The following is a 25201-nucleotide window of genomic DNA, read 5'->3' on the forward strand; positions in this document are numbered from 1 at the left end:
TTTCGCGTCAGATTTGCCGTTTCCGCTTGATTGCCTGCCTTCCCTTTACCGACGTTGCCGATGACAGCCGCCCACGAGCCTTCTTCCCCGCCGTCCCTCGACGCTTCCCCCGGCCGCCCCGCGGCGCGCCTGATCCTTGCGCTGCTGCGCGAAAGCCGTGTGTCGCTCACGCTGGCGCTCACCGCCTGCGTGCTGAACGGCGTCGCGAGCGTGCTGCTCGTCGCGACGCTGAACCGCGCGCTGTCGCAACCGGGCGCCGCCGATGCGTCGCTCGCGTGGCGCTTCGCGCTGTGCGCGGTGATCGCGCTCGTCACGCGGATCGTGTCGGGCACGCTGTTCGCCCGCCTGTCGCAGGACACGATGGCGCGGCTGCGCGTGCATCTGGCGCGGCGCGTCGGCGCGGCCGAATTGCGCGACATCGAGCGGATCGGCGCCGCGCCCGTGCAGTCGGTGCTGACCGACGACGCGACCAACGTGTCGATGCTGTTCTTCGCGCTGCCGAACCTGGTCATGCACGGCTCGATCGTGTTCGGCTGCCTCGGCTATCTGGCGTGGCTGTCGTGGCCCGTGTGCCTGCTGGCGCTGGCCGCGATCATCGCCGGCTCGCTCGGCTATCACACCGGCGACCGCCGCGCGATCGCGTCGCTCGAAGCCGCCGGCCACGCGCAGGACCGCCTGTTCGGCTATCTCGGCTCGCTGTTCTCCGGCGCGAAGGAGCTGAAGCTGCACGATGCGCGCGCCCGCCAGTTCGTCGACGGCCAGCTCGGCGCCGCGATCGGCGAAGTGCGCGACCACCGCCGCCGCGCGTTCAGCGCGTATGCGGTCGGGGTCGGCTGGATCATCTTCCTGTTCTACGTGTTCCTCGGCGTCGCGTCGTTCTGGCCGCAGCTCGGCGTGCATGCCGACCCGGCCGCGGCCGCCGGCTACGTCGTCGTGTTCCTGTTCATGCTGGTGCCGCTCGACGGCCTGCTGAACAACCTGCCGACCGTCAACGCGGCGCGCGTGTCGCTCACGCGGATCGAAGGCGTGATGGCCGAGTTCGGCGCGCTGCGCACGGTGCCGCCCGCGGCCGATGCGCCCGACGTGCCGCCGGCCGGCGCCGTCACGCTGCGCGGCGTCACGCACGCGTACTTCCACGAACGCGACGAACGGATGTTCAGCATCGGGCCGATCGACCTGACGATCAAGCCGGGCGAGCTCGTGTTCATCGTCGGCGGCAACGGCAGCGGCAAGACCACGCTCGCGAAGGTGCTGACGGGGCTCTACGAGCCCGAGCAAGGCACGATCGAGGTCGACGGCCGCACGATCGGCTGGCGCGAGCGCGCGGCCTACCGGCAGCGCTTCAGCGCGGTGTTCAACGATTTCCACCTGTTCGATGCGCTGCTCGGCATCGTCGATCCCGACGATCCGTCGCGTGCGCAGGCCGATGCGCGAGCGAACGCGCTCGTCGCGAAACTCGCGCTCGATCACAAGGTGAAGGTGGTCGACGGCGCGTTCTCGACGCGCGCGCTGTCGACCGGGCAGCGCAAGCGGCTCGCGCTCGTCGTCGCGTACCTGGAAGATCGTCCGTTCTACCTGTTCGACGAATGGGCGGCCGACCAGGACCCGTCGTTCAAGGCGGTGTTCTATGAACAATTGCTGCCGGAGCTGCGCGCGCGCGGCAAGGCCGTGATCGTGATCACGCACGACGACCGCTACTTCGATCTCGCCGACCGTCTGCTGAAGCTCGACAACGGGCGCATCGTCAGCGACACGCAACCGGCGCGCCTGCGTGCGCAGGATGGCGTCGATGCGCTGAGCGCGTAACACGACGACAGTCGATGAAAAAATCGCCGGCACGCTGCAGTGGCAGTGTGCCGGCGATGGTCGTTTCAGCGGGGAATTCAGCCGCTGACGTGTGGCGACCAGGAAAGGCGGACGCCATGCGTCGTCGGGCCGATCACAACGCCCTGCCCGTCAAACGTCGCATCGCCTGCGGCTCGACGCGCACCGCGCGCTCAACGCACGGCCGGCAGCTTCAGCATCGTATCGGTCATCACGTCGGCCAGCTTCAGCGCCGACATCGGCCCGCCGAACCCCCAGATGTTGCGTTCGATCAGCGCGATCCGATGGCCCTTCAACGCGGGCACGAAGCGCCACACCGGCGAATCGAGTTTGGACGACAACGGCACGTCCATCCCCGACGCGGTCACGAACAGCACGGCGAGGTCGCGCTGCCGCAGCAGATCGGCCGACGTCACGTACAGCGTGCCTTCCCGCGTCGGCTTCTTCGGCCACGGATCGAGCCCGAGCGCCCGCGCGAGGCCCGCCGACGTGCTGTTGCCCGTATACGCCCAGTAACGATCGGGCAAGCCGAGATCCTGCAGCAGCGCGACGCGCTCGCCGTGGCGGCCGGCGGCCGCGAGCCGCGCCGCGTTGCGCGCGATGCCGGCGTCGAGTTGCGCTTCGACTGCCTGCGCGCGCGCGTCGCGCCCCGTCACCGCACCGATCGTCCGGAAGATCTGCCGCATCCAGTCGAGCTGCGTGACCGGCACGCCGCCTTCCGACACGTTCGGGCTGAACTGGAACAGGATTGTCGGCGCGATCCGGTCGAGTGCGTCGAAGATCGGCGCATGCCGGAAGCCGACGCCGATGATGAGATCCGGCTTGACCGCCGCGATCGCCTCGAGTCCCGGCTCCTGCCGCGAGCCGATGTCGGTCACGTGCGCGAGCTGCTCGCTGCGGTAGCCGAGCCAGCCCGGGTAGAACGCCGTATCGGCCATCCCGGCCGGCACGAGGTCGAGCGCGATCACGCTTTCCGCGAACATGAAGTCGAGCGCGACCACGCGCTGCGGCCGCACGGGCATCTTCGCGCTGGCCTGCGACACGACGGGATTGCCGGCCAGCGACACGCCGCCGTGCGCACCGCCTGCGCCTCCGGCCGCGGAAACGGCAGCCGCCGCCGATGCGGGAAATGCACCGCAGCACACGGCGCCGAGTGCCGCCGCGAGCGCACCGAGCGCATGCCGGCGGCCGGCGTGCGTCACCGGATCGCGTCCTGCTCGGCCAGCGCCGCGTCGTCCATCGTCAGTAGCAGGGGGCAGCTTCCACACAGTTGCGTTTCTCCAGGAATTTCGTAGCGCAGGCAGCACACGCGGCGCGCGCGAAACGGCGTCGGCAGCAGCGGCGAGCGCGGCACGGCATCGCGCACGGGCATGCGCAGCGGATTCGATTCGCCACGCATGCAGGTCGAACCGAACAGCCAGTGCGCGTCGCCGACGGGATCGGCCGCGCACGGCCACGAACGACAGGTATCGAGCAGGTAGTCGAGCAGATTGCCCGCGTTGCTCCACAGCACGCGCGGCGTGACGCGGCCCATCGCCGCGAGCAGATCGATCACCGCGCCGAGATGCGCGATCAGCCCCGCATAGCGCGGCGCGGGATCGTCGCACGGCGCGCCGAGCGCATCCGCCGCGAAATACAGCGCGGCCGGCATCCCGTCGTCGAGCGCAACGAACGTGCGCTCGGGCGTCATGTCGAGCGGCCGGCCGAGCGTCAGCGCGGCGACGACACCGGCCGGTGCCGCGCGGCCGAAATAGTATTTGCTCCATTGCGACATCAGCGCGCGCGCATGCTGCGCCGGATCGCCGCCGTAATGGTCGACCATCGCGGCGAGCACGGCGTCGCGGTGCGCGGGCAACGCGCTGACGGGCACGACGACGCGGCCCGGCCCATGCGCGTCGTCGGGCATGCCGAGCCACACGACGTCGAGGTGTTCGGCGAACGGTGGCGGCGCGAACGCCGAAAAGCGCGTGGCGCGCGCGCCGTCGAGCGCCGGCGTCATCGTCCCGCGCGCCGGGCGCGGCGCCCCTCGAGAATCAGCAGCCCCAGCAGGTACGGCGCGCCGATCAGCGCGGTCAGCACGCCGGCCGGCACTTCGCGCGGCGCGACGACGGTGCGCGCCGCGAGATCCGCCAACCCGAGGATCAGCGCGCCGCACGCCGCCGCGAGCCACAGCCGCGTGCGATGCCGGCGCGCGCCGAGCATCGTCGCGACGTGCGGCGCCATCAGCCCGATGAAGCCGACCGGCCCGACCGCCGCGACGGCCGCGCACGCGGCGAGCGTCGCGATCGTCAGCGCGAGCGGTCGCAGCGCGGCCACCGGCAGGCCGAGCGCGGCCGCCTGGTCGTCACCGAGCGCGAGCATGTCGAGCGGTTTCGCGAGCCACGCGAACACTGGCACCGCGAGCACGCACCACGGCAGCAGCATCGACACCTCGCCCCAGCTGCGGCCGTACGTGCCGCCGACGAGCCACACGACGAAGCGCGCGGGCTGCACGCTTTCCTGCGTGATCAGCCATTGCGCGAGCGTGGTCCACAACGCGCCGATCACGATGCCGGTCAGCGCGACCGCGAGCGGCGCGTAGCGATGCCGGTGATTCAGCGCGAGCGTGATCGCGAGCGACAGCCCGCCGCCGATCAGCGCGGCGGCGGCCAGCGTCACGTGGCCCATCAGCGGCCACGTCGACAACGCGAACAGCGTGACGAGCCCCGCGCCCTGCGTGACGCCGAGCACTTCGGGGCCCGCGAGCGGATTGCGCACGACGCTCTGCATCGCGACGCCGCTGACCGCCAGCAACGCGCCGGCGAGCAGCGCGCACAGCAGGCGCGGCATGCGCAGGTCGATCAGCATGCGCGCGAGCGCATCGTGACCGGACAGTGCGGCGAACCAGCGCGCGGGCGACAGCCACTCGGGGCCGGCCGACACGCCGACCCACACCACCAGCACGCCCGCCACGACGAACAACGCGGTACGCAGCGGCCAGCCGAGCCGTTCGAGCCAGCCGACGAGCCGCGTCGCGCCGCCGCCCGCCGCGCGTTCGGCATCCGCATGCAGCACGCCCGACCACGCGGCGCCGCGCCGGATCATCGCGAGCATCAGCGGCGTGCCGACCAGCGCGATCGCGACGCCGGTCGACAGCGTCGCGTCGAGGCCCGACGCGAGCACCGCGCTGTCGGTGACCAGCACCAGCGCGCCGCCGGCGAGCGCCGACAACGGCACCAGCACGCCGAGCCGCGCCGCGCGCGCGCCGCGCACCTGGCGCAGCAGGTTCGGCGCGACGAGGCCGACGTACGACAGCGGGCCCGCGATGCTGACGGCCACGCTCGTGAACGCGACCGCGACGATCGTCGCGGCGAGCCGCGTCGCATCGACGCGCACGCCGGCCGCGGCCGCCGCATCGTCGCCGAGCGCGAGCGGATTCAGCGGCCGGATCACGAACGGCAGCGCGGCGAGCGGCACGACGAGCCAGCGCGCGGCGAGCGCGAGGCCCGTCGCGCCCGGCTGGTACAGGCTGCCGTTGGTCCACAGCGCGGCGCCCGCGATGTTCTGTTCGAAGAACGCGAGCACGAGCGTCGACAGCGCGGCGAACAGCAGCATGCACACACTGCCGGCAAGCACGAGCCGCAACGGCGTCGCGCGCCAGCCACCCGCCGCGACGATCGCGCACGCAGCCGCCGCGAGCCCGCACACGAACAGCAGCGGCACCGACGCGACGCCGGCCAGCGCCGGCACCAGCATCGCCGCGAGCAGGCCGAGCTGGGCGCCGCCCGTCACGCCGAGCAGGTCGGGCGATGCGAGCGGATTGCGCGTGAGCGACTGGAACAGCGCGCCGGCGATGCCGAGGCAGCCGCCCGCGACGAGCGCGGCCGCGACGCGCGGCAGATTGAGGTCGAACAGGAACACGTGCGCGAGCGACGCGGCATCGCTGCCGGGCGCCGCGCCCCACCACACGCGCAGATCGGGAGCAATCCGCAGCGCCGCGAGCAGCGCGATCGACGCGACGAGGCCGCACGCAATCGCGCCGGCCCGCCCCGTCGTCGTCCCCTTGCCGGTCGCCGCGAGGCGCTTGCGCATCGCGAACGTCGTCATACCGCGAGATCCCGGTCGAAGACGGCGGACGCCTGCGGCGCGCCGTCGGTCGACGGTCCGTAGGCCGGTACGCACATCGGCGCGCCCGTCTGCGGATGCGCGAGCTTCAGCATCTCGACGCCGAACGCCGCGCGCAACCGCGCCGGGTCGAGCATCGCGTCGGGCGTGCCCTGCGCGACGAGACGGCCCGCGCGCATCAGCACGATCTCGTCGCTGTACGCGGCCGCCTGGTTCAGGTCGTGCAGCACCCACACGATCGTCAGTCCGCGTGCGCGGTTCAGCGCACGCAGCGCATCGAGGATGTCGAGCTGGTGATGAATGTCGAGATAGGTCGTCGGCTCGTCGAGCAGCACGATCGGCGCCTGCTGCGCGAGCGCCATCGCGATCCACGCGCGCTGGCGTTCGCCGCCCGACAGCGCGCCGACGTCGCGCTCCGCATCGTCCGCGAGGCCGCTCGTGTCGAGCGCTTCGTCGATCGCCGCCTGATCGGCCCGCGACAGGCCGCGCAGGAAGCCGCCGTACGCATAGCGCCCGTACGCGACGAGCTCACGCACCGTGAGGCCCGACGGAATCTGGTTGAACTGCGCGAGCATCGTCAGCTCGCGCGCGAGCGCGCGACGGCGAAACGACGCGAGCGGTCGGCCGTTCACTTCGACATGGCCGGCACGCGCGGGTTGCAGGCCCGCCAGCGTGCGCAGCAGCGTGCTCTTGCCGCAGCCGTTCGGTCCGCACAGCGCGGTCACGCGGCCGGCCGCGATCGACAGGTCCAGCCCGTCGATCACGACATGGTCGCGATATCCCACCGACAGCCCGCGCGCGGCAAGCGCGGTGGTACTACGCGTCATCAATCCTCCGTTCGGTCGCGCGGGACCGTGTAACTCTGCGCCATCGCGACGACGACCTTGCGCGGCCCCTCGAACGGGTCGCGGGCATGCGCGGTCAGCATGTTGTCGAGCATCAGCACGTCGCCGGTGCGCCACGGGAACACGATGCGCTGCTGGTCGAGCACGCCGCGGATCTGCGCGAGCGCGTCGGCTTCCAGCGGTTCGCCGTCGCCGTAGTACACGTTGCGCGGCACGTTCTCGAGCCCGACCGCGTCGACGAGCGCTTCCTGCATGTCGTCGTCGAGCGCCGACAGGTGAAACAGGTTCGCCTGGTTGAACCATACGCGGTCGCCGGTGCGCGGATGACGCGCGACGGCCTGGCAGCGTTCGCGCGTGCGCAGCAGCAGTTCGCCGTCATCGTCGGTGCGCCACGCGCATTCGATGCCGCGCGCCGCGCACATCCGCTCGACCTCGGCCGGCTCGTCGGTGCCGAACGACTGCTGCCACGGCAAGTCGAGCCCCTGCCCGAAATTGCGCACGTACAGCAGCTCGCGCTTCTCGAAGCGCGCGACGAGCGCCGGATCGAGCGCGCGGTACACGGCACGGCTGTCCGCGATCGGCGTCGCCCCGCCCTTCGGCGCGGCAAGCGCGCAGTGGAACCAGATCCGCAGCGGCCATTCGCGCGTGTACGACTGCTCGTTGTGCAGCGGAATCGCGCGGTGCGGCGGGTATTCGGTCGACGTGTAGACCGCGCCTTCGACCTGGCTGCGCGGCGTCGACGCGTATTCATAGCCGATCAGCGGATCGCCGAACGAGGCCGCGAATTGCTGGAACGCATCGATCGACGGCACGTGAAAGCCCGTGAACAGCACACCGCCCGCCCGTTCGAGCGTGTCGGCCGCGATCTCGCGCGCCAGCGGCGCGACGTCGTCGATCGACATCCCGTCGTTGCCGCGCGGCGACACGACGGTGGGCAGCCCCGGCTCGATACGCAGGTCGTCGAGCGTCGGCAACGAAAGCAGGGTCATGCAACGTCCTCTTCAGGTGGCGCGCCGCACACGCGGCGCAGCAGATCACGACGCGCGCGTCGCGCGCTCGCCGTCCATCGCGCGGCGCAGGCTCGCGGGGCGCATGTCGGTCCAGACCGTCTCGATGTGCGCGAGACAGTCGGCCTTCGGGCCGCTCACGCCGACTTCGCGCCAGCCGGCCGGCACCGGCCGGAACGTCGGCCAGATCGAATACTGTTCTTCGTCGTTGATGACGACCGTATAGACGAGATCGTCGGTGTCGGCGGAAGGCGTCGGGGCTTGCGTCATGATCGGAAATCGCTGGGCGGTTGAAGGAGGCGAAGCGGCGGATTCGGCCGCTCCTGTCTGATAGACGGTTGGCCGGCGCGTTTTTTTACCGCCGCCGCGCACGGCCGCCCAGGAAGACCGGACAGGCGACGCCGCGATGACACGCGTCGAGGCATTCCGCGCAGTGGCGCTCCGCGTCGCGCACCATGAAATGCACGAGCGTCTGCGACACGTTCAGCGCGCGCGCCGCAGTCTGCAGCGTTTCCTCGCGCAGCCGCACCATCTCGAACGCCGCGCGGCTGCGCGCCGGCAGGTCGTCGAGGGCGGCCCACACGCGCCGCAGCGTGTCGCGCGTCATCAGCGCGGCTTCCGGCGTCGGCTCGGGCGACGGCACGTCGAAGCCGTCGTCCTCTTCCGTGTGATAGACGTTTTCGAGGTTTTGCCGACGGCACGCGTCGATCGACGCGTTGCGCACCATCCGCGTCACATAGGCGACCGGCTGGCGCACCGCGTCCTGGTTCGGGAATTCGACGAGCTTCACGAACACGTCGTGCACGACGTCTTCCGCGCGGCTCGCGCAGCCGACGAAGCCGCGCGCGACGTTGACGAGCATCGCGCGATGCGAGATCAGCACGTCGAGCAGCGCGCCCTGCGCGCGGGGCTCGGACGCCCGGCGCGCACGCGGCGCGGCGCGCGGCGGCAGGTCCGGATAACTGCCGAGGAACGGGTTTGCCGCTGCCGCCGCCGGTCGGTCGAGCACTTCCGCCATGGCCATCGATCTGCTCCGTCAAATTCCGAGATAGCGCAATTTAACGTAAACGCAAATCATTCTCAATCCGATTACAGGATGACCCTTTCGGTTGTCAGGATTTGTCTGAACAATGATCCGGATCGTTGCCGGAGCGGACATGGGTGCGTCTGCGCTGCGCGGACGGTTCGCACGCCGCCGACGCATGCTTTCATGTTCCTGACGAACCGCCTGCCCGTGTCATCGGCGGTAGCAACTTCTTACCACGTGAAATTTTGGGGGCTCGTACGATCGACCTGCCGTTTCCAAGGGAGAACGACATGAAAGCCATCGTGTTATCCGCAGTCATGGTGGGCGCGCTGTCGAGCGTGATGCTCGCCGGGTGCGTCGCCTACCCCGGCCCTGCCGAAGTCACGATCGGCTGGCATGGCGATCGTTACTGGGACGGAAATCGCTACTGGGAGCGCCGCGACTGGGAAGCCCGGCATGCCGGCCCGCGTGACGACCGCGACCGCCGCGACGATCAGCGGCCGCAGTGGTGATGCCGCGACGCGCCCTTGATCCATCATTCGACGACAGGACCTCGACATGAAGACGCTACTGAAAACCCTTACCGCCGCCGCCATGGCCGCTGCCATACTCGCGCCGGCCATCGCCGAAGCGCATCCGCACCGCGTGTGTCACTTCGAGCATCACCATCACAAGGTGTGCCGCTGGGTGCGTTGAGCGTCGCGCCGCCGATGCGAACAAGCGCCGCTTGCCGGCGCTTTTTTCGTTGCGAACGCCAGGCGGCGTCCGCCGCTAATCCTGCCATCGCTCCGGCGCGAGCCAGATCGGGAACGACAGGATCACCGCGAGCCCGTGCCCGTCGATACCGGCCGTCACGTCGACGGCTCCGCCATGAGACTCGGCGATCCGCGCGACCAGCGACAGGCCGATGCCGCTTCCCGGCTGCGCGGTGCCCGGCACCCGGTAAAAGCGTTCGAAAATCCGCTCGCGCTGGTCGACCGGCACGCCCGGCCCGTCGTCCGCGATCCGCAGCCTGACCCGCCCCGCCTCCACGGCGCCATCGCACGTGATCTCGACCCGTCCGCCTTCACGGCCGTAACGCAGCGCGTTGTCGATCAGGTTGCGCACCGCGATCGCGATTTCGTCGAGATCGCCCCACACGCATACCGGCTCGATCGCCACCCGCACCGTCTGCCGGCGCGCATGCGCGGCCGCATCGAAGTCGCTCGCGATCAGCGCAACGAGCCGCGCCAGGTCGACCGGCCCGTGCTGCTCCGCACGCGAGCCGGCATCCAGCCGCGCCAGTTCGAGCAATTGCGCCGACAGCCGCGCGCTGCGCTCCACGCCCGTTGCCAGCCGGCGCAGCGCGGCGTCCTTGTCCGCCGGACTGTCCGCCCGCAACGCCACTTCCGCCTGCGCCGACAATGCCGCCAGCGGAATGCGCAACTCGTGCGCCGCATCGCCGATGAAACGGCGCTCGGTATCGACGGCCTGACTCAGCCGCGCGAGCAGCCGATTGAACGATTCGACGAGCGGTCGAAGCTCGCGCGGCAGCGTCAGCAGCGGCAACGGCGAGAAATCGAATGCGGCCTTGTGCTGGATCGCCCGCTGAACGTCGCGCACCGGCCCGAACGACCAGCGGATCCCCCACCAGATCGCCACGCCCAGCATCGCGAGCATCACCGCCGTATTGAACAGGCCGAGCTGCACCGCATTGCTGGCCTTCTCCTGCCAGGTCGTGGCCGGCCCGCCGGTCTGCACGTGAATCCGGCCGGTCGAACCCGACAGCGAATAGACCCGCCAGATCTCGTCGTGCGCGATCCCGCGCCCGGCGCTCACGCCGTAGCCGTCGCGCATGTCCGGCTTGAGCGCCGGCCCCGGCGCATCGGCGCTGTGCATGACGTTGCGGCCGTCGACCCAGATCTGGAACGCGACGTCGTATTTGCCGTATGCGGCTTTCGGCGCCACCGCCTGCGCGCGCACTTCCGGCAGGCGATCGATCGTATCGGGCAACGACAACAGCAGCAGTTGCGCGGCGCCCTCGAGCAAGCCGTCGCGCCAGCCGCGCTGTTCGCGCCACAGGGCGATGCCGAGAAACGCGCCCCAGCCGGCCCAGAACACGACGACCGTCGCCATCACGGTCGCGAGCAGGCGGATACGCAGCGACCTCATGCTGTGCCCTCCCCGATGCGATAGCCGAAGCCGTGCACCGTCACGATCAGTTCGTCGCCGAGCTTGCGCCGCAGTTGATGGATGTACACCGCGATCGTGTTGCTTTCGATTGCGCCGTCGTTGCCGTACACGCGCTCTTCGAGCTGCGCGCGCGTGACGACTCGCCCTTGCCGCTCCATCAGCGCGAGCAGCGTCCGGTATTCGTGGATGCTCAGCGCGACCGGTTCGCCAGCGCGCGTGACTTCCCGGCGCGCCGGATCGACGTGGACATCGCGGCAAACGAGCCGCTCCGACACGCGGCCCTGGCTGCGGCGCGTCAGCGCGCGAAGCCGCGCATAAAGCTCGTCCAGCTGGAACGGCTTCACGAGATAGTCGTCGGCGCCGGCGTCGAGGCCGCGGATACGGTCGCTCAACTGATCGCGCGCGGTCACGATCAGCACCGGCGTCGCATCGTAGTTCGCGCGCATCGCGGCCAGCAGCGTGAAACCGGATGCGCCCGGCAGTTGCAGGTCCAGCAGCACCGCGTCGTAGTCGTGCCCGACGAGCGCGAGCCGTGCCGCCGGCACGTCGGCCGACCAGTCCGCGCGCCAGCCGTTCTGCGCGAGGCCGGCCCGCACGGCGTCGGCCAGCATCACATCGTCTTCCACCAGCAGGATATGCATCGGTATCGCTCCTCGAATGGCGAGGTCGCCAGCGTGACGGACCGCGATTAAAAACTTCTTAAAGCCGAAGGGCCACGATGCGTGTCGATCGCCGCATTGCCGGCGCCCTGCATCCGGCGCTTTCCCGAGAGGCCCGCCATGACCGTGTTCTGTTGTTCGATTCCGTTGCTGCGATGCAAGACGGCGCGGCGCACCCCCTTCGCGCCGGGCCGGTACGGGCCATTCTGGCATGGAAGACCGCACGCGTCGTGCACGTTCCGCGCGTCGTGCACGCGTCGCACGGGAGCGGTGCGATGAACCAGTTCGCCACGCTCGTCCCGTTCGGCCTCGCGCTGAGCCTGGCCAGCGCCAACAGCATCGTCTGCCTCGCCGGGCTGTCGCTGATCGAACGGCTGATTCCCGTGCTGCCGTCGCACGTGCTGCTCGCGATGATCGGCGTCGCCGGTGCGCAAGGTGCGTGGACCTTGCCGGAAGCGATCGTCGTCACGGTGCTCGGCAGTTTCGCCGGCTGCCTCTTTCATTACGCGCTCGGCAATCTGTGGCCGGAAGACGGCGTGCTGACCCTGCTGCGCCGCCTCGCGCCGCTGGGCAGGATGCAGCCCGCGCGAATCGACGCGCTGATCGAAGGTATCCGCGCGCGGCCCACGCGGCTCGCCCTGTGGTCGCAACTGGTGCCGTTCGTCCGGCTCGTCGCGCCGGCGCTCGCCGGATTGCTGGAAACGAGCTTCACGCGTTTCGCATCCGGCGCCGCGGCCGGCATCGCGCTATGGAACACGCTGTTCATCACGGCCGGCTATCTCGCCGCGCAAGCGGCCGCCTAGCCGCGCCCGTCATTGACCGATCGATCCACCAGGAGCCTGCCGTGCGAATCCCCGAATGGATGCTGTTTCTGCGTACGTGGTTGCGCCATCCGCGCCGGGTCGGCGCCCTCGCGCCATCCGGCCCGGCGCTCGCCGCGCTGATCACCGCGCATGTCCCGCGCGACGGCGCGTCCGTGATCGAACTCGGAGCGGGCACCGGCGTGTTCACGCGCGCGCTGCTCGCGCGCGGCGTCGCGAGCGACCGGCTGGTGCTCGTGGAAGCCGACCCTGCGTTCGCGAACGCGCTGCGGCATCAGTTTCCCGCGTTGCGGGTGATGCAGATGGACGCGGCCCAGCTCGGGATGACCGGCGACTTCTTCGGCGGGGAGCGCGCGCATGCGATCGTGAGCGGGTTGCCGCTCGTCGCGATGCCGGTCGAACGGGCCGTCGCGATCGTGCACGGCGCGTTCGTGCGCCACCTGGCTGCCGGTGGCGCGTTCTATCAGTTCACCTATGTGCCGCGCTGCCCGATTCCGGCGCGCTATCTGGAGGCGATGCGCATGCGCGCCGTCCGGATCGGCGTCGCGTGGATGAATTTTCCGCCGGCCTTCGTGTACCGGTTCGAACGGCTCGACGACGTGGCCGGCAGGCACCGGGCTCGTGCGCTGCCGTCGCTGGAGAGGGTTGTCGATGCAACGGCTTTGCGTGGTCGGGACGCAACCCGGCGCCCCGGCGCTGTGGTGCTGTCCCCGAGCGAGGGCCCGCGCGTTGGTTCGGGCCGTGCCGATTCGCATCGGCAGATAAACAGCCGAGCCGTCGAACTGTGAGCGCGGCCACCATGGCCGCCGCACTGCCCGCGCCGGCCATCGGGGAAGCGCAACCGCACTGCGTGTGCCGCAGCGAGCATCACGGGCACAAGGTGTGCCGCGGCGATGCGGTAAACAAAACGAGGCGCCGTAAAACGGCGCCTCGTTTCATCGCTTCACCTGCATGCGACCCTGCTCGCTAGCGCGCGGCCGGCAACAGCAGCCGGCACGACGCGAGCCGCGCCGGGATGACGGGCAGGCGGCAGGCGCTTCGCTGCATCGCTGCCTTCGGCTGCGCGGCCAGCATGCGCGACACCGCCATCGCCTTCGGCTGCGTCGCCCGCGCCCGCAACGCGTCGGCCCCCGGGCTCGCCGGCCGCAGCGCGCGCAGTGTCGCCGCATCGATGTGCACTTGCCAGAACTGCGGCCGGTAGTCGGGATCGCCGTCGCGATAACCCTGCCCCGTGATGGTCTGCCCGTCGGGGCTCACGCCGATCACGTTGACCAGGTTCAGCGTGCCGACCGACAGGCCGGCCGCTTCGAGCAACGCAACGAGGCTGCGCATGCCGCTTTGCGGCGTCCACACGAAGACGCGCGCGACACCGGTCTGCCGGTTGCCCGATTCGCCGATGACAACCCGCCCGTCCGTGCTGATCGACGACGCATGGCTATTGTCGTCGCCGTCGAGAAAACCGAGTCGCTGGATGTCGTCGCCGCCATTCGTCCACAGCACGGCCTCCGAGTCGACCCGTTGCCCATCCGGCGTGACCACCAGGGTGCCGAGCGCGCCGGCGATCGTCCGTTCGTCCTCGGTCACGCCACCGGCCAGATCCATTCTGGCCACGCCCGCGTTGATCGTCGGCAACAGTCGTTCGCCGGTTCGTTCCGACCAAAGAAGCGCACGCGAGCCATACACGCCGTCGACATTGCCGGCGAACCCGACTGCCGCATTCCCGGACGAGGTCATCGCGAGCAGGTGCACGAGATAGTCGCCGCCCGGCGGCAACTCGCGAAAACCCCTCGGCTGGTCCCACATGAACCGTGCATTCCGGCCGCCGGTCGTCGTCAGGCCGCCCGCCATCCTCGTGCCGGCGAGGTTCGCAACGTCAACCGATGCATCCCGGCCCGCCGTATCCGGAACGAGTTTCTGCGTGCGACCGTCGCCGGGCCATCGCACCGCCCATCGATCGAGGTTGCTGCTGTCCGTCTCGCGCGCACTGATCGACCCGCCGATCACCTGCCCATCGGCCGACACCGTCCGTGCCTGCGAGTCATAGGCATTCGCCGGCGCGGCCAGCCGCTGCCAGCCCGTCGCGGCCGACCACGAGAAGGCCATCGAGCCACCGGGCTGCGCTTCGCTCCAGTAGGAACCGATGATCGTCTTGCCGTCAGCGCTGACGGCATTGCCGTCGTACCGCACGTCGCGCGGCCCGCCCAAGTCGCCGATCACGGTCAGCGAATAACCGCCGGCCGATACCGTCTGCGCGTGAACCGCGCTCATCGCCGACACGGCCAGCACGGCCGCGACGACACTGCGTCTCGGATGCATCCCCTTCTCCTCCGTCCGTACATCAATGAAAATCCGGTACAGGCAGCATGTTGCGCGGTGCACGCCGCTCATGCCGCACCACGCTCAATACAGGAAAATCCGGATCGTTGCGGCCGCGTCGAACGGCCCGATCTTCGGTGGTCCGAACGACTTGAGCACCGCATCGAGCATCACGGTCTGATTCGCAACGTTGGCCGCGAACTGCGTGAGCGTGAACTGCTTGTTGAAGTCGATCGGCTTGCCCTGGCTGTCCTCGAGGCCGATTCCGAAGTTGCTGTCCTTCGCCGGCACCAGCAAACCGTTCTGCACGGCGCCCTTGGTCGCCTCGAAATAGCCGTCGACGCGAATCGGAATGCTGCATTTCTTCGACAGCGACAACGAGAACCGCCGACGCGGCACGGCAGGCAAGAAGCCGTTGCCGGTGGTCTGCACCTGACCGAAATTGACGATGCCGGGCTCGGGCGTCACCAGCACGTCGACGAGGCAGGGTGTCGGCTTCAGACGTGACAACCCGCTCAACCGGTACTGGAAACTCGATCGAGCCGCGTTGAGGCCGCCCTTGCCGTCGAACTGGAAGACCGCATAGATATCGTTCGGCGGCTGCATCCATTGGCCCTTCTTGCGCACCACCACCTGATAGGTGATGCTGAGCGGCACCTTCGGGCACAGCCCCCGGTCGAAGTTCCACTGCGAACACGTGCCGACGGTGGTGGTGGTTTCCACGCGCGCGCCCGGTCCGCTGCCCAGGCCGAAATAGTCGCGGCCACCATAGCGAATGCCGATCTCGAGCCCCCAGGCGGCGGGATCCTGCGATCTCGGGTTCGCGTAGAAGTAAACCTGTTCGGCAAAGTTCAGTGCGGCCCCGCCGTAGTCCTTGTAGCAGTACCCCGTCGTCGTGCGTGGCGGCGATACCCAGATCACGTATCCGTCCGGCGCATCCGTCGGATACGATGCGACGCCGCCGATCGGCTCGGTGAGCGAATCGGCGCCGCCGTCGGCCAGGCAGCGCAGCGCCCACGCCGGCTGCGCGACCGCGATCAGCATCGCGAGCACGGCCCAGCGCAGCCACGTCGCGAACGGCGACACGCGTTGTTTCGCGCCCCCGCTCATTTCTTCACGCTCTTGCACGCACCAGCCTCGCACGCATACTCGACCGCCACCTGGCCGCCGTAGTCGTCGATGTGCGTGACGAACAGCGTCGACGGCGTCGCGGCCTTGAACGGCACCTCGGCCGTGCTCATCGGGCTCACCATCGTCGGCTCGATCGGCACCGGCGTCTTCTGCGTGCCCGCGCTCACGTCGACCACCGTCACGTGGTAAGGCGTCGGGTTGTCGAACACCAGCTTGTGCGCGGCCGCATCGACCCGCAGCGTCATCGGCAGCGTCCAGTCCTCGTCGCGCGCGGGCTGCGCGGCCTTCGGCCGGTAGAACAGCTTCATCTGCGTATGCAGCGCGATCTGCAGCGTGTTCGGCGTGTCGGTCTTCGGCGGCACTTCGCGGATGTTCAGGTAGAACACCGTCTCGCGATCGGCCGGCAGTTGCGCACCGGGCAGCTTCGCGATCCGCAGCACGTTGCGCTCGTTCGCCTCGACCCGCTGCAGCGGCGGCACGACCATCAGCGGCGACGTGATCTTGTTGCCCTTCGCATCTTCGAGCCACGACTGCACGAGATACGGATACGTCGTGCTCTTGTTGGTGATCGTGACGATCGCGGCCTGCTCGCCTTCGTTGAAGATCACACGCGTGCGATCGGGCACGATCGCCGCCTGGGCGGCACCTGCCAGCATCGCGCCGACGGTCGCGAACACGCCCAGCGCGCGCCGCGGGAAAGAACGGGAAAAGGAATGCTTCATCGTGGATCCGTGAAATCATCGTTCGGCCCGCGCGGCCGCTGCATGCGACTCGCCGGGCGGCTGGCACGTCACCGGAATCGGCGTGCCTTCGAGTTGGAGCTGGTTCGGCAGTGCGGCGATCGTGCAGAGCGTGCGTTCGCCCGCCCGCACCGCCAGCGTGGATTTCGGCTGAACCTGGGTCAGGAACGCCGCGCCGGCTTCGCCGACGATGCCGAGTTCCTTGCCGTTCGCCGCGTCCTGCACCGACGCCCCGAACGGCAGCGGCTTGCCGGCCGCGTCGGTCAGCGTCAGGTACAGGTTGCTGCCGCGCGCGGCAGAGAACTTCACGAAGCCGATCGCGCCGTCGGTCAGCACCATGCGCTGGATCGGGTTCGTCACCTGCACTTCGAGCGGCAGCTTCTCGACGTTGACGGTCGCGTCGTACACGTTGTACGGCGAGATGCCGTCGAGCACCGCGTAGCCGCGCGAATCGGTATGCGTGAGCGTGCCGGACAGCGGCACGTCGGGCACGCCGTCGGTCGACACCAGCAGCCGCGTGTCGCCCGCATTGCCGTTGGCGTGCGCGGACACGCCGTACTGCGTCGCGACGAACGAGCCGTCGACTTCGAGCGACGCGGCCGCATACGCATTGGCGAGCGTCGATGCCTGCGCGGTCAGCTGATACGCCGACGAGCGCTGGCGGTAGCTCGCGTTCGCCGACGCGCGTCCGTCGGTCGCGCCCGCGTTGATCTGGTAGGTGCGGCCATTCGGATCGTCGTAGATGTAGCCCGCGTTCACGCTCGTGCTGCCGCTGCCCGTCGTCAGGTTCGACGTGACGGTGTGACGCCCGCCGATCGGCAACGTCGCGGTGACCGAGACCTGGTTGCCGCTTGCGCCCGCGCTCTGCGTGCGGAAAGCCGACACGCTGACGTTCAGGTTGCGCAGCGTGCCGATCGAGAACGCGCGCGTCAGCGTGAGGCCGACGCGCTGCTCGTTCGCACGTTCCCAGTAGGTCGTCTGGTCGTAGGAAAAATAGGTCGACGTGTCGCCGAAACGCTTCGACAGCGTCGCCGAGTAGCGCTGCTTGCTGTTGGCGAGGCCGTATGCGGTCGGGTCGCCGGAGAACTGTGCGAAGTTCGTGTATTCGCGCTCGGAGAAGCGGTAGCCGAAGAAGCGCACGTCGGCATCGAGCCCGTCGAAGTGCTTCGAATAGTTGATGCGATACGAGTTGCCGTTGCGCGTCGTGCCGTTCCACCACAGCTTCGCCCGCGCATGCGTGACGTCGGCCGACACCGCGCCGAACGCACCGAAATCGCGACCGACGCCGAGCGCGATCGACGTGTAGCCCGACGCGGCGATGAAACCGCCATACGCCGTGACGTCGAACGGCAGGCCGTACGCGATTTCGCCGAAGCCGAAGAACGGCGTGATGCCGGCGCCGCCGAACAGGCGCGGCTTGCCGACCGCGGCCTTGTAGCGCAACTGCCCGGCGCGCGCGAGGAACGGCACGGCGGCCGTCGTCACCTGGAAGCGCTGCACGCTGCCGTCTTCTTCCTCGACCGCCACGTCGAGCGTGCCCTGCACGCTCGTGTTGATGTTCTGCAGCGCGAACGCGCCCGGCGACACGCGCGTCACGTACAGCACGCGGCCGGCCTGCGACACCGTCACGGTCGCGTTGGTGCGCGCGACGCCCGAGATCAGCGGCGCATAGCCGCGCAGCGACGGCGGCAGCATGCGGTCGTCGCTGCGGATCGACGCGCCCGTCAGCGCGAACGTGTCGAAGATGTCGGAGGTCAGGTAGTCGTCGCCGAACGTCACCGTCGACTGGATCGATGGCAGCGCGCGAAACGCATACAGCCGGCTGAAGCGGAACGTCCGGTCCGCGTACGCCGTGTTACCCACGTTCGATTGCGCCTGATAGTCGCCGCGAAAGCGCCACGCATCCCAGTTCGCGCCCACCGTCCCGTAGGCCTGGATCGCATTCGTCTGTCCGCCGCCCGCACCGAAGTTGCGGTTCGTGTTCGCGATCACGCGGTAATCGAGCATCGCCCCCGGAATGCCTTCGGACCAGCGCGCCGGCGGCAGGTAGGTCGAATCGGTGAATTCGAGCGCGGCCTGCGGAATCGTGATCTTGAGCCGCCCGTCGCTTTTCAGGTAACGCACGGTCGCGCCCTCGATCGCGCCGAGGTCGACGCAACGCCCGCCCTGGAAGCGCGGCAGATCCTTCACGAGCGACGGCCTCAGCCCGAACTGCGCGACGAGCTCGGGCCGCAGGCACGGCTTGCCGGCGCCCGACGCGTCGACCGCGATGAATTCGATCGCTTGCAGCCCGTAGAACAGGTCGTTGACCTGCACGTCGAGCATGTACTCGCCGGGCAGCGTGAAGTCCGCCTGCGAGAACTGCGACAGGTCGACGTTGCTCGTTCCGTCGATGTCGAGGAACGACGAATTGAATTCCGTCGCCTGGCTCTGGCTGCCGACGACCAGCACGGAGACGCAAAGGAAGGAATGTCTGATTCGCACGCGGCGCTACCGAGAGTCCAGGGAGAAGGAAAACGGGAGGAAAGAGGCAGGAGGAAGGGATGCATGCACCCCTCCTCCGGTACGGACGCTTACTGGTAGCGGACCGTGAAGTTCGCGACGCCGTCGGCGGTACCCGGCGTCACGCCGGCTGCCGTCGCTTCGTACATCGCCGCGAAGCGTGCGGTGTTCGTGCCGTTCTGCAGCAGCGTCGGCGCCTTCTGCTCGGCGCCGTTGTCGAGGTATTCGCCCGACGCGGCTTGCAGGCGGATGCCGACGTTGGTGGCCGAACCGATCGTGGCGAGCAGCTTCGGCTGGCCGGCGCTCGACGTGCCCGTGAACGTGAAGTACGCGTTCTGCGCGATGCTGGTGTCGCAGTCGGTCAGCTTGATGTCGAACGACACCGGGTCCGACTTGTCGCCGGCCTGCTTGAACTTGTTGGTCGGCACCTTGCCGAGCTGCACGGTCTGGTTGACCGAGTTCGAATCGATGCCGCATGCGCCCGCGACGATCTCGCCCGTGAAGTTGATCGTGCCGGTGCCCGCTGCGAAGGCCGAGGTGGACAGGGCCGCGAGTGCGACAGCGGTCAGGATGGTTTTTTTCATGACGTTTCCCGTAAGGAGTGCAAATGGAATGGACGACGTGGCGGACACAAACGGCAGCGCATGGTGGCTCCCGTCCGACACGAGGCGGCATTATCGAGATAACCATGAAAGATTTCTGTAAATCATTGTCAAATGATTCTGACAATGTTCGATTCCGCACTCTAAAACGGCACTCTTTCTTTTGAATTTACAATCCAAAAATTTTTATCCGCAGTCCTTTTTTATTTTCTGGAACCGATTGAAGATTAAGGGAATTTCTTGCCGATAATCGTCGCCACCTCCGCTCTCCCTTGCCGGCATTAGCTCATGCGGAGCCGCCACTCAAAAGACAAAACATTGTCCTACGCCGCCATCGTTGCCCGATTGCAACGCCAATATCGACCCATTTTCAACTGACAGGAAATTAAAGACGGCATTTCATCAATACGGATTTATCGCGCAAACGATTGCGAAAAGCATACAAACGTTTTACCGCGACATTTTGCCGCCACCATTAATTCCAATACATTGATTAATTCTTTCGTCAATTGCCGATCTTGAATCGCATGCATGCGCGGTCGCCGGAACGCGGCTGGCGTGCCGAATTGGACGGGATGAAAACGACGAAGCGCCGCGCATACGTTTGCGCCGGCAGGTGACACGATCGACCCACGGATGCGGGACGCCGCGAAAGCAGCGCCGCCGCCCCGCCGAGCGATGAAAGAGCGGAGAGCGGTGCGCTGAACAGCGAAAGGAAATGCCGACGATGATCGGCGGCATGGCGGGCACGGTACGCGCTGTTGAAATGGCGGCCGCACGTCGAATCGCGCGGCCGCCGTCGTGTTGCCTGGCACGCTGCCGTGCCACGCAACACATCGCCGATTACACGGAAGCCGCGGCCTCCGCCGTTGCCGGCGCCCAGCCGCCGCCGAGCGCACGGTACAGCGCGATCGCGTTCGCGAGCCTGAGCTGCCTGAGCCGGATCAGCTCCTGCCCCGACTCGTACGTGCTGCGCTGCGCGTCGAGCAGTTCGAGATACGTCGCGACGCCGCCCGCATAGCGACGCTCCGCGAGCTTCAGCCGCGCGCCGTCCGCCGCATACACGTCCTGCTGCGCGGCAAGCTGCCGGTCGATCCAGTCGCGCGCGGCGAACGCATCGGCCACTTCGCGAAACGCGGTCTGCACGGCCTTCTCGTATTCGGCGACCGCGATGTCCTTGCGCGCGTGCGCGACGTCGAGGTTCGCGCGATTGCGTCCGCCCGCGAAGATCGGCAGCGTGATGCGCGGCGCGAACGTCCACACGCTCGTGCCGGCCGCGAACAGGTTCGAGAACGCGTCGCTCACCGAGCCGTAGTCGGTCGTCAGCGCGATGCGCGGGAAGAACGCCGCACGCGCCGCGCCGATGTTCGCGTTCGCGGCCTTCAGCCGTGCCTCGGCCTGCCGGATGTCCGGCCGTCGTTCGAGCAATTGGCTCGGTGCGCCCGGCGCCACGGGCGCGATCGACAGCGTGTCGAGCGCGGTCGCGTCGTCGGGCACGTTGCGCGCGAAATCGCCCGCCAGCAATTGCAGCGCCCGTACGGCCTGCGCATGCTCGCGCTGCAGCGCGGCCTGCGACGCGCGCGCGGACGCCACCAGCATCTCGGCCGAGCGCAGCTCGATCGCGTCGCTCGTGCCCGCGGCATAGCGGCGTTGCGTGAGCGCGGCCATCCGCTCGCGGGCTTCGAGCGTACGCTGAGCGAGCGCCAGTTGCTCGTGCAACGATCGCTCGGAAACATACGCGCCCGCCACTTCGGCGATCACGCCGATGCGGACCGTGCGCTGCGCGTCGGCCGTCGCGAAGTATTCGGCGAGCGCCGCGTCGGACAGGTTGCGCACGCGGCCGAACAGGTCGAGCTCGTACGCGCTGATGCCGACGCCCGCGCGATACAGCCCGCTGATCGCGCTTTCGCGCACGACCGGCTCGTACTGGCGCGCGCGTTCATAGCCGAGATTCGCATCGACCGACGGCATCCGGTCCGCGCGCTGCACGCCATACAGCGCGCGCGCTTCGTCGAGCCGGCCGGCCGCGATCCGCAGGTCGCGGTTGTTCGCGAGCGCCGCGTCGATCCACGCCTGCAGCGCCGGACCGGTGAAATACGCATGCCAGTCGTCGAGCAACGCGGCATCCTGCGCCGCGGCCGGTTCGGCCGCCGACGCCGTGCCGGCGTCGACCGGCGCATAGGTCGCCGGCACCGGCGCGGCCGGACGCTCGTAACGCGGCGCGAGCGAACAGCCGGCAAGCGCCAGCGCGGCGGCCAGCGCGACCTGAACCCGCAGCGCGCCGCGTGCATTCAGCGCAAACATCATGGTTGCGAACCCTCCATCGTCGTCGGCTGCGCGCCGCCGCGTCGGCGCGGGCCGACGTCGAACAGGCGGCCGACGATCACGAAAAACAGCGGGACGAGGAACACCGCGAGCACGGTCGCCGTGATCACGCCGCCGAGCACGCCGGTGCCGATCGCCATCTGCGCGCCGGACGCGGCGCCCGACGCGAACGCGAGCGGCAGCACGCCGACGCCGAACGCGAGCGACGTCATCACGATCGGCCGCAGCCGCAGGCGCGCGGCCTCGAGCGCGGCGTCGACGAGCGACATGCGCTGCGCGACCAGATCCTTCGCGACTTCGACGATCAGGATCGCGTTCTTCGCGGACAGCCCGATCGTCGCGATCAGCCCCACCTTGAAATAGATGTCGTTCGGCATCATCCGCAGCGTGACGCCGAGCACCGCGCCGATCACGCCGAGCGGGACGACCAGCATCACCGCGAACGGAATCGACCAGCTCTCGTAGAGCGCCGCGAGCGCGAGGAACACGACGAGCACCGACAGCGCGAACAGCATCGGCGCCTGCGCACCCGACAGCCGCTCCTCGAACGACTGCCCCGACCACGCATAGCCGATGCCGGCCGGCAGCTTCGCGGCGATCCGTTCGATCGCGCTCATCGCCTCGCCGCTGCTGTGGCCGGCCGCGGCCGAGCCGTTGATCGTGAACGACGGATAACCGTTGTAGCGCGTGAGTTGCGGCGGCCCGAGCGTCCAGTGCAGCGTCGTGAACGCCGCGAGCGGCACCATCTCGCCGCGCGCGTTGCGTACGCGCAGCTTCTTCACGTCGTCCGGATCGAGCCGGTGCAGCCCGTCGGCCTGCACCATCACGCGCCGCACCTGCGTGCCGTGCATGAAGTCGCCGATATAGTCGGAGCCGAACATCACCGCGAGCGTCGTGTTGATCTCGTCCATCGACACGCCGAGCGCGGACGCCTTCGCGCGATCGATGTCGAGCTTCAGTTGCGGCGCGTCCTGCGTGCCCGCGAACATCAGGTCGGTGAGCGCGCGATCCTTGCCGCCCGCCGCGAGCAGTTGCTCGCGCGCGGCGCTGAACGTCGCGTAGTCGAGCCCGCCGCGGTTCTGCAGCCGGAAGTCGAAACCGCTCGACGAACCGAGATCGGGCAGCGCCGGCGAGTTCATCGCGAACACGGTCGTGTTCGGCGTGCCCGCGAAACGCTCGTTGATGCGCGCCACGATCGACTGCACGTGATCGCGCTCGGCCTTGCGCTCCTTCCAGTTCTTCAGCGTGACGAAGATCATCCCGCCGTTCGGCCCTTCGCCGTACAGGTTGAAACCGCCGAGCGCATACGTGTAGGCGGTCGGCTCGTCGCGGCGGATGGCCGACTCGACTTCACGCACGCTCTGCATCGTTTCCGCGAGCGGCGTGCCTTGCGGGCGAATCACCATCACCATGAAGTTGCCCTGGTCCTCGTCCGGCAGGAACGCGGTCGGCAGTTGCGTGAGCATCAGCGCGGCGGCCGCGGTCAGCGCACCGTACACGACGAGCCAGCGCACCGGCTTCTTCAGCATCGTGCCGACCCGCGTCGCATAGCGCTGCGTCGCCCGCGCGACGAAACGGTTGAACCAGCCGAAGAAGCCGCCCTTCTCGTGATGGTCGCCGGACACCGGCTTGAGCAGCGTCGCGCACAGCGCGGGTGTCAGCGACAGCGCGAGGAAGGCCGAGAAGCCGATCGACACCGCGAGCGACAGCGCGAACTGCCGGTAGATGTTGCCCACCGCGCCGCCGAAGAACGCCATCGGCACGAACACCGACGTCAGCACCACGGTGATCCCGACGATCGCGCCGCTGATCTGTCGCATCGCCTTGACGGTCGCGTCGTACGGCCCGAGCCCTTCCTCGACCATCAGTCGCTCGACGTTCTCGACGACGACGATCGCGTCGTCGACGAGGATGCCGATCGCGAGCACCATGCCGAACATCGTCAGCACGTTGATCGAGAAGCCGGCCGCATACATCACGCCGAACGTGCCCGCGAGCGCGACCGGCACGACCAGCGTCGGAATCAGCGTCGCGCGCAGGTTCTGCATGAACAGGAACATCACGAGGAACACCAGCACGCCGGCCTCGATCAGCGTCGTGACGACCTTGTTCATCGATACGCGCACGAACGACGACGTCTCGTACGGGATCTGGTATTTCACGCCCGGCGGGAAGTACGCGGACAGCTCGTCCATCGTCGCGCGCACGCGCTTCTCGGTGGACACCGCGTTCGAGCCCGGCGCGAGCTTGATGCCCATTCCGGTCGCGACCTTGCCGTTCACGTACGACGGATAGTTGTAGTCGTTGCCGCCGAATTCGACGCGCGCGACGTCGCGCAGGAACAGCGCCGAGCCGTCGGGCCGCGCGCGCAGCGCGATCGCGCCGAAATCGGCCGGCGTCTTCAGCGGTGCGTCCGCGAACACGGTCGCCGCGATCGGCGCGCTGGCCGGCACCGCGCTGCGGCCGATATCGCCGATCGTCACGCGCGCGTTGTGCGCGCGCACGGCCGACGCGATGTCCGACGCGGTGAGGCCGTGCCCGGCCATCTTCACCGGGTCGGGCCAGATCCGCATCGCATATTCGGCGCCCCAGAACTGCACCTTGCCGACGCCCTCGACGCGGCGCAGCGCCTGCACGACGTTCGCCGACGCGTATTCGCCGAGCTGCACGTCGGTCATCCGGCCATCGTCGGACGTCAGCGACACGACGAGCTGGATGTTGTCGGCGGCCTTCTCGACCTGGATGCCGTCGCGGCGCACGGGCTCGGGCAGGCGCGCATCGACGGTCTTCAGCCGGTTCTGCACTTCGACAGCCGCGAGATCGGCGTTCACGCCCTGCTTGAACGTCAGGTACAGCGACGCCGCGCCGGCGCTGCTCGTCGCGGACGTATACAGCAGCCCCGGCGCGCCGTTCATCTCGCGCTCGATCAGCGCAGTCACCGATTCCTCGACGACCTGCGCGGACGCGCCCGGGTACGTCGCATAGATGCTGACGACGGGCGGCGCGATGTCCGGGTACTGCGCGACGGGCAGCGCGCGAATCGCGAACAGGCCGCCCAGCATGATGAAGATGGCGATCACCCACGCGAAGACGGGGCGATCGATGAAGAAACGTGCCATGTTGGTT

21 protein-coding genes are annotated in these 25201 nt (G+C 68.8%); 5 read left to right on the top strand and 16 right to left on the bottom strand.

Features of this window, described 5'->3' with window-relative positions; translation table 11 throughout:
- The first annotated feature begins 60 nt into the window (after positions 1-60).
- A complete protein-coding gene (locus H0X90_RS29205) occupies positions 61-1806 on the top strand; it encodes a cyclic peptide export ABC transporter (protein ID WP_006499077.1) in 1746 nt (581 codons plus the stop codon).
- A gap of 191 nt (positions 1807-1997) precedes the next feature.
- Here the strand turns inward: H0X90_RS29205 and H0X90_RS29210 are convergent, their stop codons facing one another.
- The 7 genes from H0X90_RS29210 to H0X90_RS29240 all read right to left on the bottom strand — a co-directional run bounded on the left by H0X90_RS29210 (position 1998) and on the right by H0X90_RS29240 (position 8804).
- Positions 1998-3026 carry an ABC transporter substrate-binding protein gene (locus H0X90_RS29210; RefSeq protein WP_077190860.1) on the bottom strand — a complete coding sequence of 343 codons (1029 nt, stop codon included), beginning with the start codon at positions 3024-3026 and terminating at the stop codon, positions 1998-2000.
- Positions 3023-3823 carry a siderophore-iron reductase FhuF gene (gene fhuF, locus H0X90_RS29215; protein ID WP_059723580.1) on the bottom strand — a complete coding sequence of 267 codons (801 nt, stop codon included), beginning with the start codon at positions 3821-3823 and terminating at the stop codon, positions 3023-3025. Before fhuF ends, H0X90_RS29210 begins: the two co-directional genes overlap by 4 nt.
- Entirely contained in the window at positions 3820-5910 is a 2091-nt protein-coding gene (gene fhuB, locus H0X90_RS29220) for a Fe(3+)-hydroxamate ABC transporter permease FhuB (protein WP_006499079.1), read from the bottom strand. The genes fhuF and fhuB overlap by 4 nt, the downstream gene beginning before the upstream one ends.
- Positions 5907-6755 carry an ABC transporter ATP-binding protein gene (locus H0X90_RS29225; RefSeq protein WP_077190859.1) on the bottom strand — a complete coding sequence of 283 codons (849 nt, stop codon included), beginning with the start codon at positions 6753-6755 and terminating at the stop codon, positions 5907-5909. Before H0X90_RS29225 ends, fhuB begins: the two co-directional genes overlap by 4 nt.
- Positions 6755-7762, bottom strand: coding sequence for a TauD/TfdA family dioxygenase (locus H0X90_RS29230; protein WP_006486082.1), 1008 nt, complete (start codon positions 7760-7762; stop codon positions 6755-6757). The genes H0X90_RS29225 and H0X90_RS29230 overlap by 1 nt, the downstream gene beginning before the upstream one ends.
- A gap of 45 nt (positions 7763-7807) precedes the next feature.
- Positions 7808-8050, bottom strand: a complete 243-nt coding sequence (locus H0X90_RS29235; protein ID WP_006476052.1) for an MbtH family NRPS accessory protein — start codon at positions 8048-8050, stop codon at positions 7808-7810.
- An 85-nt stretch (positions 8051-8135) separates the two neighbouring features.
- Positions 8136-8804: an RNA polymerase factor sigma-70 gene (locus tag H0X90_RS29240; protein WP_006486089.1), complete on the bottom strand. Its 669-nt coding sequence runs from the start codon at positions 8802-8804 to the stop codon at positions 8136-8138.
- Positions 8805-9097: 293 nt separating this feature from the next.
- On the opposite strand from H0X90_RS29240, the gene H0X90_RS29245 reads away from it, so the two are divergent.
- Both H0X90_RS29245 and H0X90_RS29250 read left to right on the top strand, forming a co-directional pair.
- Positions 9098-9319 (top strand): hypothetical protein, encoded by a 222-nt coding sequence (locus H0X90_RS29245; RefSeq protein ID WP_059723583.1) that lies wholly within the window; start codon positions 9098-9100, stop codon positions 9317-9319.
- A 46-nt stretch (positions 9320-9365) separates the two neighbouring features.
- On the top strand, positions 9366-9503 hold the full coding sequence (locus H0X90_RS29250) for an HHHH-motif protein (RefSeq protein WP_006486072.1): 138 nt from the start codon (positions 9366-9368) through the stop codon (positions 9501-9503).
- 75 nt (positions 9504-9578) lie between these two features.
- Here the strand turns inward: H0X90_RS29250 and H0X90_RS29255 are convergent, their stop codons facing one another.
- Both H0X90_RS29255 and H0X90_RS29260 read right to left on the bottom strand, forming a co-directional pair.
- Positions 9579-10958, bottom strand: a complete 1380-nt coding sequence (locus H0X90_RS29255) for an ATP-binding protein (RefSeq protein ID WP_077190857.1) — start codon at positions 10956-10958, stop codon at positions 9579-9581.
- Positions 10955-11620, bottom strand: coding sequence for a response regulator transcription factor (locus tag H0X90_RS29260; RefSeq protein ID WP_006486077.1), 666 nt, complete (start codon positions 11618-11620; stop codon positions 10955-10957). The genes H0X90_RS29255 and H0X90_RS29260 overlap by 4 nt, the downstream gene beginning before the upstream one ends.
- 293 nt (positions 11621-11913) lie before the next feature.
- Here H0X90_RS29260 and H0X90_RS29265 point away from each other — a divergent pair, with 293 nt between their 5' ends.
- Positions 11914-12441 carry a DedA family protein gene (locus H0X90_RS29265; RefSeq protein WP_034201948.1) on the top strand — a complete coding sequence of 176 codons (528 nt, stop codon included), beginning with the start codon at positions 11914-11916 and terminating at the stop codon, positions 12439-12441.
- Between the two features lie 41 nt (positions 12442-12482).
- Complete coding sequence (locus H0X90_RS29270; protein WP_006499084.1) at positions 12483-13247, top strand: class I SAM-dependent methyltransferase; 765 nt, start codon at positions 12483-12485, stop codon at positions 13245-13247.
- Between the two features lie 178 nt (positions 13248-13425).
- Here the strand turns inward: H0X90_RS29270 and H0X90_RS29275 are convergent, their stop codons facing one another.
- The 7 genes from H0X90_RS29275 to H0X90_RS29305 all read right to left on the bottom strand — a co-directional run bounded on the left by H0X90_RS29275 (position 13426) and on the right by H0X90_RS29305 (position 25194).
- The gene (locus H0X90_RS29275) at positions 13426-14775 is read right to left on the bottom strand and encodes a calcium-binding protein (RefSeq protein ID WP_077190856.1); all 1350 of its coding nucleotides are present in this window, start codon (positions 14773-14775) and stop codon (positions 13426-13428) included.
- A gap of 84 nt (positions 14776-14859) precedes the next feature.
- A complete protein-coding gene (locus tag H0X90_RS29280; RefSeq protein WP_006486070.1) occupies positions 14860-15885 on the bottom strand; it encodes a fimbrial protein in 1026 nt (341 codons plus the stop codon).
- On the bottom strand, positions 15882-16562 hold the full coding sequence (locus tag H0X90_RS29285) for a molecular chaperone (RefSeq protein WP_226245024.1): 681 nt from the start codon (positions 16560-16562) through the stop codon (positions 15882-15884). Before H0X90_RS29285 ends, H0X90_RS29280 begins: the two co-directional genes overlap by 4 nt.
- A gap of 81 nt (positions 16563-16643) precedes the next feature.
- Positions 16644-19097, bottom strand: a complete 2454-nt coding sequence (locus H0X90_RS29290; RefSeq protein WP_077190854.1) for a fimbria/pilus outer membrane usher protein — start codon at positions 19095-19097, stop codon at positions 16644-16646.
- A gap of 122 nt (positions 19098-19219) precedes the next feature.
- Positions 19220-19732, bottom strand: a complete 513-nt coding sequence (locus H0X90_RS29295) for a fimbrial protein (RefSeq protein ID WP_006499089.1) — start codon at positions 19730-19732, stop codon at positions 19220-19222.
- 861 nt (positions 19733-20593) lie between these two features.
- Positions 20594-22054 carry an efflux transporter outer membrane subunit gene (locus H0X90_RS29300; RefSeq protein ID WP_077190870.1) on the bottom strand — a complete coding sequence of 487 codons (1461 nt, stop codon included), beginning with the start codon at positions 22052-22054 and terminating at the stop codon, positions 20594-20596.
- Positions 22054-25194 (bottom strand): multidrug efflux RND transporter permease subunit, encoded by a 3141-nt coding sequence (locus tag H0X90_RS29305; RefSeq protein WP_006499092.1) that lies wholly within the window; start codon positions 25192-25194, stop codon positions 22054-22056. The genes H0X90_RS29300 and H0X90_RS29305 overlap by 1 nt, the downstream gene beginning before the upstream one ends.
- Between the last annotated feature and the right edge of the window lie 7 nt (positions 25195-25201).

Origin of the sequence: Burkholderia sp. 9775_39 (assembly GCF_015712225.1) — a bacterium.
In the GTDB taxonomy this organism is placed as follows: Bacteria; Pseudomonadota; Gammaproteobacteria; order Burkholderiales; family Burkholderiaceae; genus Burkholderia; species Burkholderia cenocepacia.

Bases quoted from the DNA above. Each gene is read 5' to 3' on its own strand.
- H0X90_RS29205 (WP_006499077.1), top strand. From the start codon at position 61: ATGACAGCCGCCCACGAGCCTTCTTCCCCGCCGTCCCTCGACGCTTCC.
- fhuF (WP_059723580.1), bottom strand. From the start codon at position 3,823: ATGACGCCGGCGCTCGACGGCGCGCGCGCCACGCGCTTTTCGGCGTTC.
- fhuB (WP_006499079.1), bottom strand. From the start codon at position 5,910: ATGACGACGTTCGCGATGCGCAAGCGCCTCGCGGCGACCGGCAAGGGG.
- H0X90_RS29225 (WP_077190859.1), bottom strand. From the start codon at position 6,755: ATGACGCGTAGTACCACCGCGCTTGCCGCGCGCGGGCTGTCGGTGGGA.
- H0X90_RS29230 (WP_006486082.1), bottom strand. From the start codon at position 7,762: ATGACCCTGCTTTCGTTGCCGACGCTCGACGACCTGCGTATCGAGCCG.
- H0X90_RS29235 (WP_006476052.1), bottom strand. From the start codon at position 8,050: ATGACGCAAGCCCCGACGCCTTCCGCCGACACCGACGATCTCGTCTAT.
- H0X90_RS29240 (WP_006486089.1), bottom strand. From the start codon at position 8,804: ATGGCCATGGCGGAAGTGCTCGACCGACCGGCGGCGGCAGCGGCAAAC.
- H0X90_RS29245 (WP_059723583.1), top strand. From the start codon at position 9,098: ATGAAAGCCATCGTGTTATCCGCAGTCATGGTGGGCGCGCTGTCGAGC.
- H0X90_RS29250 (WP_006486072.1), top strand. From the start codon at position 9,366: ATGAAGACGCTACTGAAAACCCTTACCGCCGCCGCCATGGCCGCTGCC.
- H0X90_RS29255 (WP_077190857.1), bottom strand. From the start codon at position 10,958: ATGAGGTCGCTGCGTATCCGCCTGCTCGCGACCGTGATGGCGACGGTC.
- H0X90_RS29260 (WP_006486077.1), bottom strand. From the start codon at position 11,620: ATGCATATCCTGCTGGTGGAAGACGATGTGATGCTGGCCGACGCCGTG.
- H0X90_RS29265 (WP_034201948.1), top strand. From the start codon at position 11,914: ATGAACCAGTTCGCCACGCTCGTCCCGTTCGGCCTCGCGCTGAGCCTG.
- H0X90_RS29275 (WP_077190856.1), bottom strand. From the start codon at position 14,775: ATGCATCCGAGACGCAGTGTCGTCGCGGCCGTGCTGGCCGTGTCGGCG.
- H0X90_RS29280 (WP_006486070.1), bottom strand. From the start codon at position 15,885: ATGAGCGGGGGCGCGAAACAACGCGTGTCGCCGTTCGCGACGTGGCTG.
- H0X90_RS29285 (WP_226245024.1), bottom strand. From the start codon at position 16,562: ATGCTGGCAGGTGCCGCCCAGGCGGCGATCGTGCCCGATCGCACGCGT.
- H0X90_RS29295 (WP_006499089.1), bottom strand. From the start codon at position 19,732: ATGAAAAAAACCATCCTGACCGCTGTCGCACTCGCGGCCCTGTCCACC.
- H0X90_RS29300 (WP_077190870.1), bottom strand. From the start codon at position 22,054: ATGTTTGCGCTGAATGCACGCGGCGCGCTGCGGGTTCAGGTCGCGCTG.
- H0X90_RS29305 (WP_006499092.1), bottom strand. From the start codon at position 25,194: ATGGCACGTTTCTTCATCGATCGCCCCGTCTTCGCGTGGGTGATCGCC.